Source organism: Streptomyces yerevanensis, from assembly GCF_000716805.1.
Classification (GTDB): Bacteria; Actinomycetota; Actinomycetes; order Streptomycetales; family Streptomycetaceae; genus Streptomyces; species Streptomyces flaveus.
On sequence record NZ_JNWJ01000083.1, the window covers coordinates 1 to 15,546 of the forward strand.

Below are 15,546 nucleotides of genomic sequence, written 5' to 3' on the forward strand. Positions count from 1 at the left end.
CGCCAAGTTCGACATCCCCCTGCTGCGGCTGGCACTCTCCCTGCCCGTCGGCTACGTCGGCGCGATGGGCTCCCGCCGCACCCACGACGAACGCCTGCGTCTCCTGCGCGAGGCGGGCGTCGCGCAGGACCGATCGGCTCGGCTGCGCTCCCCGATCGGTCTCGACCTGGGTGCCCGCACCCCCGAGGAGACCGCGGTCTCCATCACCGCGGAGATCATCGCTCACACCAACCGCGCAAGCTGCCTGCCCCTGTCCGACCTGTCGGGTCCGATCCACCGCGTGGTTGCACAGGTCAGCTGACGTCAGGGGCGCGCGAAGACGTCGGTCCGCCCCGCTGCGGCGATACGGGGCGGACGGCGAGTACGTACTGGTGGCAGGTCAGAAGGTGAGGAGCACCTTGGTGGCGCGCCGCTCGTCCATGGCCTTGTAGCCCTCCGCGGCCTGGTCCAGGGGCAGGGTGAGGTCGAAGACCTTGCCCGGGTCGATCTTGCGGTCCCAGATGAGCTGGATCAGGTCGGGCAGAAACCGGCGCACGGGTGCAGGGCCGCCCTCTACGTGGATACCGGCGAAGAACAGTTCGATGCCCTGGATCGTGACGTCGTAGTTGACGCCGACGAAGCCCATGTGCCCGCCCGGGCGGGTGGAGTTGATGGCCTGCATGGTCGATTCCTGGGTGCCGACGGCCTCGACCACCGAGTGCGCCCCGAGGCCGCCCGTGAGTTCCTTGATCCTCGCCACGCCCGCGTCACCGCGCTCCTCGACGATGTCGGTCGCGCCGTAGAACCTGGCCAACTCCTGCCGCTCGGGGTGGCGGGACATCGCGATGATCCGCTCCGCGCCCAGCTGCTTGGCGGCCAGGAGGGCCATCAAGCCGACCGCGCCGTCGCCGACGACCGCGACCGTCTTGCCGGGGCCGGCCTCGGCGGCGACGGCCCCGTACCAGCCGGTGCCGAGCACGTCGGAGGCGGCGAGCAGCGAGGGGATCAGGTCCTCGTCCGGCTGCCCGGGTGTGGGCACGAGGGTGCCGTCCGCGTGAGGGATGCGGGCCTTCTCGGCCTGACTGCCGACCGTCTGCGCCACGAACTCCCGGTGCACACAGCCGGACTGGTAGCCCGAGCGGCAGATCTCGCAGGTGTTGTCGGAGATGACGAACGACCCGACGACGAAGTCGCCGACCTTGACGTTCTTCACGTCGGAGCCGACTTCCTCGACCACGCCCGCGTACTCGTGCCCCATGACCTGGTGGTCGGCGGGCTCGATCCCGCGGTAGGGCCACAGGTCCGACCCGCAGATACAGGTCGCGGTCAGCCGGACGATCGCGTCGGTGGGCTCGATGATCTTCGGGTCGTCGCGCTCCTCCACCCGGACATCACCGGCCGTACGCATGATTACGCCGCGCATACCTGATTCTCCTTGCTTTCCTTGCTTCACTTGCGGGCCGGGTACCCGCCGCACCACCGGTGACGGCGGAGCGGACAGCACCACGGCATCCAGGTAACCGCCGTTCCGAGCGGGCAACGAGTCACTGATGATGGGTGTACTGGCAGTACACCCAAACCTGCCGGGCTCGGTCGTACGGTCGTCGTGTGGACAACCGTGACGAAGTCCGCGAGTTCCTCACCTCGCGGCGAGCCAAGATCACCCCGGAGCAGGCCGGGCTGCCCGCAGGCGCCCGGCGCCGCGTACCCGGCCTGCGCCGCAGCGAGGTCGCCGCCCTGGCCGACGTCAGTGTCGAGTACTACGCCAAACTGGAGCGCGGCAACCTCGCCGGCGTCTCACCCGCCGTGCTCGAAGCCGTCGCCCGCGCCCTCCAGCTCGACGACGCCGAACGCACCCACCTGCTCCACCTGGCCCAGGCCCAGGAAGGCTCCGACACACTCGCCCGCCCCCGGCCACGTTCCAGTCGGCAGCGCACCCTGCACAAGAGCCTGCAGTGGACCCTGGACGCCGTCACCGCCGGCCCTGCGTTCGTCGTCAACGGCCGCCTGGACGTGCTCGCCGCCAACCAACTGGCCCGCGCCTTCTTCGCCGACTTCTACGACAGCCGCACTCAGCCGCCGAACCTGGCCCGCTTCCAGTTCCTCGCCCCTGCCGCCCACCGCTTCTACCCCGACTGGGACCTTGCCGCCGACATGACCGTGGACGTGCTGCGCAACGAAGCCGGCCGCAATCCCCACGACAAGGACCTCCACGACCTGGTCGGAGAGCTGTCCACCCGCAGCGACGCCTTCCGCACCCGCTGGGGCGCCCACAACGTCACCCGCCACGGCACCGGCGTCAAACGCTTCCACCATCCGGTCGTCGGCGACCTCACCCTCGCCTGGGAGGCCCTGGCCATGGCCGCCGAACCCGGACTCACCCTCACCGTCTACACCGCCGAGCCCGGCTCACCCTCCGCGGAAGGCCTGAACCTGCTCGCCTCCTGGGCCGCCACTCACGACACCGCTACGGCCTCTTCTCTTCGGTCTCCGACCACTCCACTCGATTGATCGCCGAGAGGGAAAACCATCCGCCTGGTAGGCGGCGACCGCATAGGAGACGATCTCGCGGGTGCGGCGCCCGGCGTCGTGCAGGGTTCCCGTGGCGGGATCGGTCTGCAGGTCGGACAGGGAAAGGATGCCGATTTCCACCAGCGTGGCATCCAAAATGGATAGGTCAATCCGATTGCTAGACTGGCCGGCATGACTCCTGACGCCCACCATCCCGACGGCCCCGTCGCTCAGCCGCTGCGCAGCGATGCCGAACGCAACCGGGAGCGGATCATCGCCGCCGCGCGTGCGGTGTTCGCACGCGACGGCCTGAGCGCCTCGATGGCCTCCGTGGCCCGCGAGGCGGGCGTGGGCATCGCCACCATGTTCCGCCGCTTCCCCACGAAGGAGGAGCTGGTCGACGCGGTCTTCTCCGACCGCATGGGCGCCTACGCCGACGCGGTCACCGTCGCTCTGGAAGACCCCGACCCCTGGAACGGTTTCGTCGGTTACATCGAGGCAGCCTGCGCGATGCAGGCTGCCGACAGCGGCTTCGCCGACGTCCTGACCATGACCTTCCCCACCGCCAAGGTCCTGGAGGCCCGCCGCAACGAGGCCTACCAGGCCATGCTGCGCCTCATCGACCGTGCCAAGGCCACCGGCCGCCTGCGCGAGGACTTCGACCCCTCGGACCTGGTACTGATCCACATGGCCAACGCCGGCGTCGTCAACGCCTGCGGCGACGCCGCCCCGGATGCCTGGCGACGCGTCGTCGCCTTGGTGATCCAGTCCTTGGAGGCTCCCGCCCGCGGCCCTCTGCCCGCCTCACCCGGGCACGAACCCCTCTACAAGGCCATGCTCCGCGCCGGCCAGGGCACCACACCGCCGCCGGGCAAGAGCAGCTGACCTCAGGGCCGGATCACCGTGCCGAGACGCGGCACAACAGCAGCATTACGAGGCAACGATCCGCATTGCGATCATCAACGAGTCCCTCCTCGTCGCGCGTGCGGGCCAGAAAGTCCTTGAACGCGGACGACGTACCGCGCGAGGGTTGATCAGTGCCGGGTCGACGTAGGACGGGTCGGTGGTCGTGGTGCCGCCGGCAATGTCCAGCAGAACGGAACCCTCCTCCTCGATCGCGCCGCGGACCGGAACACCGCGGCGCGATCAGGGTTCGATGAGGGGCGGGTACGGCTCGGTGTGCTGTCAGCCGCGGGGGAAGCCGTCGTCGTCGAGCTTGAAGACGAGTTCGGCCTCGTCGCGCTTGGTGGTGTGCAGCTCCCAGTACAGAGGGGTGATCTGCTCGGGCCGGGCCGCCTCCACGCCGGGAATGACGGAGACGCCGATCGAGGAGTCGATGCCGACGTGGGCGGCCTGGATGCCGGTGTCGGCGTCGGCCAGCTCCTTGTGCAGGTTCATCACCCAGTTGCGCAGCGCCGCGGCGGCGGCGTTGACGTTGGCGACCCGCGGGTCGGGCCAGATCGAGCCGGCACCGGTGGTGTAGAGCAGGGTGCCCGCGCCGGCCTCGCGCATCGCCGGCAACACCGCCCGGGTGGCGGCGATGGCCCCGTAGAGCTGGAAGTTCATCTCGAACTCCACATCGGACGGTTCGGTGGTGGCCGGAGCGGTCAGCGTGGTGACGCCGAAGGTCCCCACCGGGGAGTACTCCAGGACGTCGATCCCGCCGAAGTGTGCGGCGGCGTCCTTGAGTGCCTGGGCGAGCGCGTTGCGGTCGAGTACGTCTGCGGGGAACGCGGCGGCGGTGATGCCCTCGGCGCCGAGCTTGCCGACGAGGTCGTCGAGCTTGTCGCGGTTACGGGAGATCAGGGCGACGTCGAAGCCCTGGGAACCGAAGGTGCGGGCGATGGCCAGGCCCATCTGGGGCCCGGCTCCGACGATGGCGATGCTGGTCACAGCAAGTCCTTTCTCGGAAGACTCATGACAGCGAAAGCCGGATAGTGCTATCCACTTCTTGAATCGGATAGGGCATTCCGGTTCGCCGTCACCACCGTAACATAAAAATGGATAAGGCAATCCGGTTGGTGGGATCGGTCTGCCCTGCACCGGCGTCCGGAAGGGGTAGTCGCCTGCTGACCTGGACTTCAACAGTCCGACGGAGCGGTGGACGGTGCCGTGGAGGTGCTCACGGTTGGCGGTGATGCCGGAGGCGCAGCGGGTGGCCGAGGATCTCCAGGGCCCGGTTGGCGATGATCTCCTCGTCTCCCGCCGGGTCGCGCTCGATGTGTGCGCCCTGCGCCCTGCGCCATCTGATGCTCCTCGTCGCTGCCGCCGAACGTGAGCCGGTATGTCGACGCGGGACCCCTTGACAGGCCGCCGCCTCCGGCCTCAGTGTTACCGACCAACATGCAGAGCGCAATATATTGCATATGGCAGGAGGTCTCATGAACACCGCGCACCCCCGCCCTACCAGCACAGACACCCCACCAACCCGGCCCTCAGGGTTCTGGCGGCGATGTCTCCGGATGCCGATCGGAGTCCAGTCGATCATCGCCGTCGGTCTCGGAGCCCTCATCGGATCCCTCGCCCCGTCCGCGGGCGAACAGATGAAGATCCTCGGGGAGGTGTTCCTGAACCTGGTGCAGGTCGTGGTCCTGCCCCTGGTCTTCCCGCTCATCGTGCTGGGCATCGCCCGCATGGAGTCGGTCAAGAAGGTCGGCCGTATCGCCGGCAAGGCGATCCTTTACTTCGAGCTCGTCACCACCGTCATCCTGCTGATCGCGGTGGGCCTGGCCAAGTTCACGGGCATCGGCAAGGGCGCCCCTGTCGAGGGGGTCGACGCCAAGGGCCTGGACGGCATGAGCCAGGGCATCGACTTCCACGAGCTGGTCCTGCACGCCGTACCGAAGAACATCTTCGCCGCGTTCGGCGAGGGCAACCTGCTCGGCGCGATCGTCTTCGCCCTCCTCGTGGGCGTGGCGATGGCCGCGATCGGAGAGAAGTCCGAGCCCTTCGCTTCGGTGCTGGAGTCCGTCGCCGCGGTGATGTTCAAGGTCGTCGGCTACGTCATCCGCATCGCGCCGCTGGGCGTGCTCGGCTTCATCTCCTACGACGTCGCCCACTACGGCTTCGGCAACCTGCGCAGCCTGATCGGCTTCATCGCCGTGGTCTACGCGGGCCTGGCCATCGTCGTCGGCGTGCTCTTCCCGCTCATCGCCGCGATCTACCGCATCCGCTACGTCGACCTGCTGAAGTCGATCGCCGGGCTGGCCGGGATCGCCTTCGTCACCCGCAGCTCCGAGTCCGTCCTGGCCCCGCTCATGGGCAAGCTCGAAGCGTTCGGCCTCAGCCGGTCCACGACCTCGTTCGTCGTCCCGCTCGGCTATTCCTTCAACACGGACGGCTCCGTCCTCTACCAGGCCGCCGCCCTGGTCTTCCTCGCCAACGCGTACGGCGCGGACACCTCACTGCCCGCACTGCTGCTCATGGTCGGCGTGCTGGTGATCCTCTCCAAAGGCATGGCCGGCGTCGCCTCCGCCTCCATCGTCGTCCTCATCGCCGCCGGCAACTCCGTCGGCCTGCCCGCCGAAGGCGTCGCACTGCTCCTCGGCGTGGACTTCATCGTCGACATGGCCCGCACCGGCGTGAACGTCATCGGCAACTCCCTTGCAGCCGCCGTCGTCGACAGTTCCGAGAGCAGGCGCGAAGCCAAACGCAGCAACCGCGAAACCCCCCGCACCCCGGCCGAGCCCGAGGCCACAGCCCTCCAGAAGGAACCCGCGCAGTGATCACCACCCGCACGGCCACCGCGGAGATCATCGGCATCCTCGGCGGCATGGGCCCGGCAGCCACCGCCGACTTCTACGCCAAGCTCGTCGCGACCACCCCCGGTTCCAGCGACCAGGACCACCTCCGGACGGTCATCTGGTCCGACCCCACCACTCCCGACCGCACCGAGGCCCTGCTCGGCGACGGCCCCGACCCCACCCCCTGGCTCCTCAACGGCAGCCGCGTCCTGCGCGAGGCGGGCGCCACGGTCATCGCCATCCCGTGCAACACCGCGCACGCCTTCGTCCCGCGCATCGCCCACCACGTGGGCCTGCCCATTGTCCACATGATCGGCGAAGTCGCCCTGCACCTCACCACGTTGAGCCCCCGCGTCCACACCGCCGGACTGCTCGCCACCAGCGGCACTGTCCGGGCCGGCCTGTACCAGGAGTGGCTGGACCGCTCCGGTATCCGTCTCGTCCTGCCTGATGCCGCCAGTCAGGACCGCGAGGTCATGGCCGCCATCCACGCGGTGAAAGCGGGCACCCACGACGACACGACGACCGCGCTCCTGGCCCGCGCCGCACAGCGCCTGACCGAACAGGGCGCGCAGGCGGTGATCGCGGGCTGCACCGAAATCCCCCTCGGGCTGCCCGCCGACGCCGTCGACGTCCCCCTCATCGACCCAGCTCTTGTCCTGGCGCAGGCCCTGGTCCGCCGGGCCGGAACCGATCGTGCAGCCGGATAGGGCGAGGGAGAGCGATGTACTGTACGCAATATGTCACTCGACAGCCCTGTCTCCCGCCGCCTCCTCAGTGAGGAGGTCTTCCACCGGCTGCGCGACTCCATCGTGCGCGGAGAACTCGTCCCCGGCGAGAAGGTGAAGGACGGCGAGCTCGCCGAGCGCCTCGGCCTCAGCCGCACCCCGGTACGCGAGGCGCTCGCCCGGCTCGCCGACATCGGCCTGGTCGAGGCCAAACCCGGTGTCTACACCCGCATCACCACCCTCAACCGCCGCGACGTCGAAAAGACCCTCGCCGTCCTGCGCTCCCTCGACCAGCTCGCCATCGAGACAGCCGTGCCGGTCATGACCGAGCAGGAGCTGCAGCACATGCGCGAGGCCAATCACGACTTCGAACGGGCCGTCGCCGCCAACGACACCACCGCAGCGCTCGCCGCCGACGACCGTTTCCACGCCGTCCCCATCGCGGCCGCGGACAACCCCGTACTCAGCCGGATCGTCGAGCAACTGCACCCGCAGATCCATCGCATCCTCTACCGCAAGTTCTCCACCCTGCTCGGCGGCCGCAACACCATCGAACACCACGACCAACTCATCGACGTCTGCGCCGGCGGCGACGCCCGCGCCGCCGCCGAACTCTCCGGACACCACTGGTCCGAGCTCGGCGGACACATCAACGAGCTCTTCGACACCAACCAGTTCGCCGAGGCTGCCACCGATTAGGCCGCCGGTCTCTGCCGGCAATGGCCGGGCTCCATACCGACAACGGTTCATCCGTACGCGGCTCTGCACTTCAGCTCGTACGCCGACATCAGGTCCCCCGGAGGCCGCCGGACTCCGGAATGGTTTCTATTCCGGGGGAGGAGCGGTGGTCCGGCGCGGTACCAGCGTGGGGGAGAGCTTGATCTGGACCGGCGCCTTGTGACGGTCGGCGATCCGCTCCAGGAGGAGGCGGGCGGCGTTCTCGCCGATCTCGTGGCCCGCCTGGTCGACGCTGGTGAGTGAAATCGGACCGAAGGAGGCGAACGTCGTGTTGTCGTAGCCGGCCACCGAGATGTCACCGGGAACGGACACCCCGGCTTCGGTGAGCGCCTCCAGCACACCCATGGCGACGATGTCCGCACCGGCGAAGACGGCCGTGGGTGGGCGGCGGCGCGCGAGTAGTTCCTTGGCGCCGTCGTACCCGCCCTGCTGGGTGTAGGTGGTGGAGACGATGTCGATCTCCTCCGCGAGGCCGGAGGACCGCATGGCCTGCCGGTATCCGTCGGCGCGCTGGGCGTTGGGCATCTCCGCGATGCGCGTCGGGTCGGTTTCGTGGTGCTCGATGTGGGCGATCCGGCGGTGGCCGAGGCCGGCGAGGTGACCGACGACCAACGACGCGCCCGTCACGTCGTCGTCCGTCACGGTGTCGTACACCGGGGAATGCCCGTGGCGGCCGACGACCACGGTCGGTACGACGGAGGCGACGTGTTCGATGTGGGCGCGTGGTGACACGGGGGCGATCAGGATGATGCCGTCCATCCCACGGTCGATCATGGCCTCCGTGACGCGCGCCTCCGCCTTCTCGTCGTTGCAGCCGCCAGGCCCCAGGAAGACCTGGTAGTCCGTGTCCGCGAGCCGGCCGGTGATCCCGTCGAGGATCTCGGGGAAGAACGGGTTGCGGATGTCGGGCAGCATCACGCCGATGGTGTACGTCTGCCCGCGCAGGCCCCTGGCCCCCGCGTGCGGCCGGTAGCCGAGCTCGTCGATCGACCGGCGCACCTTCGCGCGCATCTCGGGACTGGCTCCGTAGGCGTTGCGCAGCACTTTGGAGACAGCGGTGGTGGACACCTGGGCGTGACGTGCCACGTCGACGATCGTGATGCGGCGAGGTGGTGCTGGCGGCTCCATCCCGGTGCCCTCCGGCGAAGTGGGGAACGTTGCCGCAGAGTGTACGGCGGAGCCGCAGCTCAGTGAGGTGCGGTCGTGAGTCATGAGCCGCATCCCAGCGGGTCGTCGAGTGTCGTGGAACGCGTCGCCGTCGTAACAGTTGCGCAGCTTGCGCGGCATCTTGACGTCACGCGAGGCGCTCTCTAGGGTCTGGCAGCACCCTTTGGGAAACGTTACCCACTGGACCACACCCTGGACGCCCTTACTGGGTTTCGGGCCATATCCCCAAGACGTCGAGCCGACAGATGCCCCACGGTGCCCAGTCGACCGGAGCCCTGATCTCACCACCTGTTTGAAACGTTTCAAGGAGGAAGCCCGCTTGTGACCCTCGCCCCGAACGAGCAACTTCCGGACCACGACCACTTCCCGCACACGGCGCCGGCAGCGCACGCCCGCCGACCGCGCACCGCACCCCCCTGGTGGTTCGTGCTGCCCGCACTGCTGCTCTTCGTCTTCGTCGTCCTGGTGCCGAGTGCTCGTGGCGTGTACTACGCCTTCACCGACTGGGACGGCTTGGACCCCCACTTCTCCTTCGTCGGGCTGGGCAACTTCGCCGACATGTTCAGCGACGCCGACGCGGTGCAGGCCATCTGGCACACGCTGCTGATCGCCGTGTCGATCACGGTCCTCCAGAACGGGCTGGGCCTGTTGCTGGCCCTCGGGGTCAACACGGCCATCAAGTCCCGGAACGTGCTCAGGGTCTTCCTGTTCGCTCCGGCCGTGATCACCCCGATCGTCACCGCCTACCTCTGGCGCAACCTGCTCGGCCCCGACGGTGGGGTCAACAGCCTGCTGGGCGCGGTCGGCTTTGACGGCTCGCGGCAGGACTGGCTGGGTGATCCGCAGCTCGCGCTGTGGGCGGTGGTCGGAGTGATCGTCTGGCAGTACGCGGGCTACTCGATGGTCATCTTCCTGGCCGGGCTCCAGTCGGTACCCAAGGAGATCCATGAGGCCGCGGAGATCGACGGGGCGGGCCCCGTACGGCGCTTCTGGTCGGTGACCCGTCCGCTGCTGGCTCCGGCGTTCACCATCAACCTGATGCTGTCGATCATCGGCGGGATCAAACTCTTCGACCAGGTCTACGCGTTGACGGGTGGGGGACCGGGACACGCCACCGACACCATCTCCACGCTGATCTACAAGGACGCCTTCACGCTCGGCGAGTTCGGCTACAGCATCGCGCTCGCGGTGGTCCTCACGATCATCGTGGCGGTCGCCTCCACGGGTCAGTACCTGGTGCTGTCCCGCAACGAGAGGGCCGCGTCATGAACCGCTACCGCCCGCGCACCCTCGCGCTGGAACTGACGATGATCGCCGCCGCCCTCTTCGTGGGCTTCCCCGTGTACGTCCTGGTCAACCTCGCGGTGCGACCGGCGTCGGACACCTCCTCACCCATCGAGCCGACCACCTCGCCGACCCTGGACAACTTCACGCAGGCGTGGCAGCAGGGCGCGCTCGGAGGTGCGCTGGCCAACAGCGTGCTGGTGACGGTCTGCAGCGTGACCATCGTGCTGGCCGTTTCCTCGCTCGCCGCGTATCCGCTGGCCCGCGTCACAGCGCGCTGGTCACGCGGCACGTACCTGCTGGTCCTCCTGGGCCTGGTACTGCCCTTCCAACTCGCCTCGTTGCCGCTCTACCAGACCATGCGGGACCTCGGTCTGCTCGGCACCCCTTGGGCCCTGGTCCTCTTCTACTCCGGCCTGCAGGTGCCCTTCACCGTCTTCCTCTACGTCGGCTTCCTGCGCGCCCTGCCCCGTGACTTCGAGGACGCGGCACTGATCGACGGCTGCACACCCCTGCAGGGCTTCCGATACGTGGTGCTGCCGATGCTCAAACCGGTCACGGTAACGGCCCTGGTACTCAACACGGTCGCCGTCTGGAACGACTTCTTCACCCCGCTGCTGTACCTGAGCGGCAGCGCCCAGCAGACCATGCCGGTCGCGATCGCCGGCTTCGTCGGCCAGTACGTCACCGACTGGAACCTCATCTTCGCCGCACTGGTGATCAGCATCCTGCCCGTCCTGCTCGTCTACTTCGTGCTGCAGCGCAGCATCATCAACGGTTTCGCGGGAGGGCTGAAGGGATGACACGCGAGTCCCACCCGTCCACCACGGCCGTGGCCTCTTCTCCGAGGGAGACATCATGAAGACACGCATACCGACGGTCCTGTCGGCCGTCGTGACAGCCACTGCCCTCCTTGCCGCCTGTAGCGGCGGCACCAAGGCCGGCGACTCCGGCGGAGGTGGTGGTTCCAAGACCCTGACGCTCGCCTCGGTCGACCAGGGATCCGTCGAGGACGTCGTGAAAGCCTTCGAGAAGGCCAACCCGGGCGTCAAGGTCCGCTACACCACCAGCGGCGCCGACCAGTACCAGCAGCAGATCCGGACCCAGCTGTCCTCGGGCACGGCACCCGATGTGATGTCGGTCTGGCCGGGCAACGGAAACCCCGGCGCCACGTACGTCCTGGCCGAACCGGGCTACCTGCGTGACCTCTCGGACCAACCCTGGGCCGCCGAGCTGCCGGACGCGATCAAGAGCGTCGCCCAGTACGAGGGGAAGACCTATAACGCGATCTTCGGGCAGAACGGCATCGGCGCCGTCTACAACCAACAAGCCCTGGAGAAGGCCGAACTCACGCCCCCGGACACCTGGAAGGATCTGCTGGCCTTCTGCCGGGCCGCGGCCGACAAGGGGACTCCCGCCTTCGCGCTGGGCAACCAGGACAATTGGGTGACCCAGCTCGTCCAGTACGCGCTGGTCGCCACGACCGTCTACGGCGACGACCGCGACTTCGACAAGAAGATGCAGACCGGCCAGGCCACCTTCGCCCAATCGCAGTGGACCACCGCCCTGGACAAGTACCTGACGATGGAGAAGACCGGCTGCTTCCAGAAGAACCCGCTGGGCACCAACTACGAAGCCAGCCAAGGCCTCGCCGCCACCGGCAGGACACTCGGCATCATCCAGGGCAACTGGGTGATCGCCCTCCTCAAGCAGAAGAACCCGCAGGGCACGTTCACGTTCAAGGCGCTGCCGGCAACTGATGACCCGTCAGCGACGATCGTGCCGGCTGCGGCAGGTGCGGGCTACGGAGTGAACGCCAAGGCGAAGAACGAGGACCTCGCGCTGAAGTTCGTGAACTTCGTGATGTCTCCCGAGGGCATGAACCTGTTCGTCAAGAAGCAGGGCGGTCTGCCCTCCCTGCCCGACACGGGCTATGCGGTGGACCCGTCGCTGGCCGAACTGTCCACGTTCGTCAGGGCGGACCGCACGGTGCCGTTCATGGACCAGCTCTGGCCCAACGCCAAGGTGCAGCAGACCATGCTCAGCGGGCTCCAGGAGATCTTCAGCGACCAGTCCACGCCCGAAGAGCTCCTCAAGGAAATGGACGCCGATTACAAGGCCGGGAGCTGACCACGGAGCTGTCCGGCGCGTGGGCGAACGTTCGGATTCCCGCAGGGGTCATCGGATCAACGGAGGTTTGGCATGTCCGGCATATCGGGCGGAGCGGTGAGCCGTAGACAGGTGGTCGGCACCATGGCCGTCTCCGCGACAGGGCTGGCGCTGCCCACCGTCCCCGGCCTCCCCACACAGGAGGCCCACGCCGACGAGGACGGCGACAGACACCGGCCGAAGGTCACCGGTCTCGCCGTCGACGGCCGCGAGGACGACCCGCTCGGCGTCGACGACCCTGCCCCGCGACTGAGTTGGCGGGTGGTGGGCGCCAACGCGGCATGGACCCAGGCCGCCTACCAGATCCGCGCGGCGCGCGCCGAGCAGGATCTCGACAGGGGCCGTCTGCTGTGGGACAGCGGCAAGGTCCGCTCCTCGGCCCAGACCGACGTCGCATGGCACGGTCCCGTACTGGCCTCGCGCGACCGGGTGGTCTGGCAGGTGCGGGCGTGGAGCACCGACGGCGACGCGACACCGTGGAGCCGCCCCGCCTCCTGGGAGATGGGGCTCCTCAAGCGTTCCGACTGGGGCAAGGCCCGGTGGATCGAACACCCGGGCCGCACCGTCGACCAGCCACTGCCCGTGTTCGCCCGCGCCTTCCGGGTGAACGAGCGCCGGGGAAAGGTCGTCAGGGCGAGGCTGTACCTGTCCGGCATCGGACTGCACGTCGCCCGGCTCAACGACAAACCCATCACCGACGAGGTGCTCGCGCCGGGCAACTCCAACTACCAGCTCTCCACCGAATACCGGGTCTACGACGTCACCCACCTCGTCCGCCCCGGTGACAACACCGTGGGCGTCGAGCTGGGCCACGGCACGGCGTTGGTGACCCGGTCCGTCACGAATCCGACCACCGGCCGCACTGCCCCGTACAGCTGGTGGCAGAGCCAGTTCAAGGGCAGCGGCAACCTCGTTGCGCCCGCCGCCCGGGGTGTCACCACCATCAAGGTGAACAGCGTGGCCAACTACCACGTCGGCGGCACCGTCAACATCGACACCGGCGACGGCGGCGAGCGCCTGGAGTCACGCACCATCACCGAGATCGGCACCGCCGGCGCCGACGGCACCGGTATCACCTTCGAACCCGGCCTCACCTCCGGGCACGAAAGCGGTGCCGCCGTCACCGGCTCCGGCAACTCCCTCGCGAGCACCGACCCGAGCGCGGGCGCCGCCGTCCCCCCACGTCTGATCGCCCGCCTGGAACTCACGAAGGCCGACGGGACGGTCGAGACCGTCGTCAGCGACCGCTCGTGGAAGACGGCTCTCGGCCCGACCGTCACAGCCAACTGGTACTCCGGTTCCGACTACGACTCCCGGCGCGAGCAGCCCGCCTGGACCGCCCCTGGCGCGGACCTGGGTGAGTCGGCGAGGCGGCGCGACGGCACGGCCGTGGGCTGGATCGACGCCGCGATCGCCCCGCCGCCCAACCTGACCACCGAACTGGTCTGGCGGGTGGCCGAGCCGCTCAAGGTCGTCGACAAACTGCGTCCGGTCAGTGTCACCCAGCCTCAACCCGGCGTGTGGGTCTTCGACTTCGGACAGAACTTCGCCGGCTGGCCGCTGCTCGAACTCGACGGCTCGCTCCCGTCCGGCACCACCGTCAAGCTGTACCCCGCCGAGTCGCTGAACGCCGACGGCACCGTCAACCAGGTGTCGATCATGGGCGGCGGCGCAGCGCGCGGCACCCACGTGTTCGCCGCCTACACGACGTACGGCGACCAGCGAGGAGAGCGGTGGCACCCGCAGTTCCACTACTTCGGCATGCAGTGGCTGCAGGTGACCGGCCTGCCCGAGGGCTACGAATCGACCCTCGACACGGTGACCGGCCTGCAGATCCACGCGGACGTGCCGGCCGCCGGCTCCGTGCGGACCTCCGACGACCGGATCAACCGCATTCACCGTATGGCCCGTTACTCGATCATGAGCAACACCATGTCCACCTTCACGGACTGTCCCGGCCGCGAAAAACTCGCCTACCCCGCCGACTACGCGCAGCCCTTCGGATCCCTCCACCGCACCTTCGGTTACGCGGCCTACCTGCGCACCATGCAGCGCCATCTGGCCGAGGGCCAGTCCAGGGCCGGCGACAACATCGGCAACGTGGCGCTCAAGGCCCCGGTCTACGACTGGGGTTACACCGGCCGGTTCGGCGACGAGATCAACTGGGGCAACGGCATCATCCTCGTGCCCTGGCTGGCGTACGAGACGTATGGCGACACCCGGACGATGAGCCGCCACTACGCGCAGATGCAGGCCTTCCTGCACTACATCAGGACCAAGAAGGCCGGCACCGGCGCGGACCTCCACATTGTGGACGCGGCCCTGGCCGACTGGATCGCCAGTGAGAACACCTCGGGCCGCATCACCGGAACCTGGGGCTACCACCAGATCGCCGACCGGATGGCCCGTATGGCAACGCTGATCGGGCGCGATGCCGACGCGGCCGAGTACCGCAACCTCGCGGCCAACATCAAGGACGCGTTCAACGACGCCTTCTACAACGCGGCGCTCGGCCGGTACACCGCCGAGGGCGACCAGGGCGGTGCAGGGGCGACGCAGGCCGCGCAGGCGCTCGCGCTGGACGAGGGGCTCGTGCCGGAGGGGGAACGCGGGAAGGTCCTCGACGCGCTGGTGGAACTGGTCCATGCCCACCGGCCGTTCGGGGGCGGGCCGCATCTCAGCGGCGGCACCCTCGGTCTCGCCCCGATCGTCAGAGCCCTGCACGAAGGCGGCCGCGACGACGTCCTGTGGGACGTCCTCCGGGAGGACACCCGCCCGAGCTACGGCTACTTCATGGCACCCACCACCGCCAATCCCGGCGGCCTGACGACCGTTCCCGAAGAGTGGGGCATGGGCAACTCCAAGAACCACATGATCCTTTTGCAGATCGAGGAGTGGTTCCACAGCGGTCTGGTGGGCATCCGCCAGGCGCGTGGCAAGGCCGGCTACCGCGAGCTGGTGATCGACCCTCGCCCGGTCGGCGGACTCACCCACGCCGAGGGCAGCTACCGCACGCCGTACGGCGTGGTGTCCGCGCAGTGGATACGTGAGAACGGCAGGTTCCGGCTCGACGTGGAGCTCCCGCCGAACACCACGGCGGAGGTCCGGCTGCCCACGGGCGACCGTGCCACCCACGCCGTCGGCTCGGGGAAGCACACGTTCGCCGGCCGCGACCCGCTGACCGATTCCGGGAAAACCGAAAGGGACAAGGTGTGAGCCATGAAGGG

General features: G+C 68.6%; 13 protein-coding genes. 10 read left to right on the forward strand and 3 right to left on the reverse strand.

What is annotated here, in order from left to right; genetic code table 11:
• A partial coding sequence (locus OP79_RS43920) for an XdhC family protein (RefSeq protein WP_033328761.1) occupies positions 1-301 on the forward strand: 301 nt, incomplete at its 5' end.
• 78 nt (positions 302-379) lie between these two features.
• Here OP79_RS43920 and OP79_RS43925 read toward each other — a convergent pair.
• Entirely contained in the window at positions 380-1,402 is a 1,023-nt protein-coding gene (locus tag OP79_RS43925) for a zinc-dependent alcohol dehydrogenase family protein (protein ID WP_211270989.1), read from the reverse strand.
• A gap of 185 nt (positions 1,403-1,587) precedes the next feature.
• Between OP79_RS43925 and OP79_RS43930 the strand changes: the two genes are divergently transcribed.
• Both OP79_RS43930 and OP79_RS43935 read left to right on the forward strand, forming a co-directional pair.
• Positions 1,588-2,490, forward strand: a complete 903-nt coding sequence (locus OP79_RS43930) for a helix-turn-helix domain-containing protein (protein ID WP_033328762.1) — start codon at positions 1,588-1,590, stop codon at positions 2,488-2,490.
• Positions 2,491-2,682: 192 nt separating this feature from the next.
• Complete coding sequence (locus OP79_RS43935; protein WP_033328763.1) at positions 2,683-3,375, forward strand: TetR/AcrR family transcriptional regulator; 693 nt, start codon at positions 2,683-2,685, stop codon at positions 3,373-3,375.
• Between the two features lie 300 nt (positions 3,376-3,675).
• On the opposite strand, the gene OP79_RS43940 is transcribed toward OP79_RS43935, so the two are convergent.
• Positions 3,676-4,383 carry an SDR family NAD(P)-dependent oxidoreductase gene (locus tag OP79_RS43940; protein WP_033328764.1) on the reverse strand — a complete coding sequence of 236 codons (708 nt, stop codon included), beginning with the start codon at positions 4,381-4,383 and terminating at the stop codon, positions 3,676-3,678.
• A 569-nt stretch (positions 4,384-4,952) separates the two neighbouring features.
• Here OP79_RS43940 and OP79_RS43945 point away from each other — a divergent pair.
• The 3 genes from OP79_RS43945 to OP79_RS43955 are packed head-to-tail and all read left to right on the forward strand — an operon-like array spanning position 4,953 to position 7,660.
• Entirely contained in the window at positions 4,953-6,215 is a 1,263-nt protein-coding gene (locus tag OP79_RS43945) for a dicarboxylate/amino acid:cation symporter (RefSeq protein WP_033328765.1), read from the forward strand.
• Positions 6,212-6,943, forward strand: a complete 732-nt coding sequence (gene cuyB, locus OP79_RS43950; RefSeq protein WP_245685661.1) for a cysteate racemase — start codon at positions 6,212-6,214, stop codon at positions 6,941-6,943. Before OP79_RS43945 ends, cuyB begins: the two co-directional genes overlap by 4 nt.
• Before the next feature lie 30 nt (positions 6,944-6,973).
• The gene (locus tag OP79_RS43955) at positions 6,974-7,660 is read left to right on the forward strand and encodes a GntR family transcriptional regulator (RefSeq protein WP_033328766.1); all 687 of its coding nucleotides are present in this window, start codon (positions 6,974-6,976) and stop codon (positions 7,658-7,660) included.
• A gap of 126 nt (positions 7,661-7,786) precedes the next feature.
• On the opposite strand, the gene OP79_RS43960 is transcribed toward OP79_RS43955, so the two are convergent.
• A complete protein-coding gene (locus tag OP79_RS43960) occupies positions 7,787-8,827 on the reverse strand; it encodes a LacI family DNA-binding transcriptional regulator (protein WP_106972637.1) in 1,041 nt (346 codons plus the stop codon).
• A 360-nt stretch (positions 8,828-9,187) separates the two neighbouring features.
• Between OP79_RS43960 and OP79_RS43965 the strand changes: the two genes are divergently transcribed.
• From OP79_RS43965 to OP79_RS43980, 4 genes are all read left to right on the forward strand, one after another.
• Complete coding sequence (locus OP79_RS43965; RefSeq protein WP_033328767.1) at positions 9,188-10,135, forward strand: carbohydrate ABC transporter permease; 948 nt, start codon at positions 9,188-9,190, stop codon at positions 10,133-10,135.
• Positions 10,132-10,953: a carbohydrate ABC transporter permease gene (locus OP79_RS43970; RefSeq protein ID WP_033328768.1), complete on the forward strand. Its 822-nt coding sequence runs from the start codon at positions 10,132-10,134 to the stop codon at positions 10,951-10,953. The genes OP79_RS43965 and OP79_RS43970 overlap by 4 nt, the downstream gene beginning before the upstream one ends.
• A gap of 55 nt (positions 10,954-11,008) precedes the next feature.
• Entirely contained in the window at positions 11,009-12,280 is a 1,272-nt protein-coding gene (locus tag OP79_RS43975; protein ID WP_033328769.1) for an ABC transporter substrate-binding protein, read from the forward strand.
• A gap of 72 nt (positions 12,281-12,352) precedes the next feature.
• Positions 12,353-15,535, forward strand: coding sequence for a family 78 glycoside hydrolase catalytic domain (locus OP79_RS43980; RefSeq protein WP_033328770.1), 3,183 nt, complete (start codon positions 12,353-12,355; stop codon positions 15,533-15,535).
• Positions 15,536-15,546: the final 11 nt, after the last annotated feature.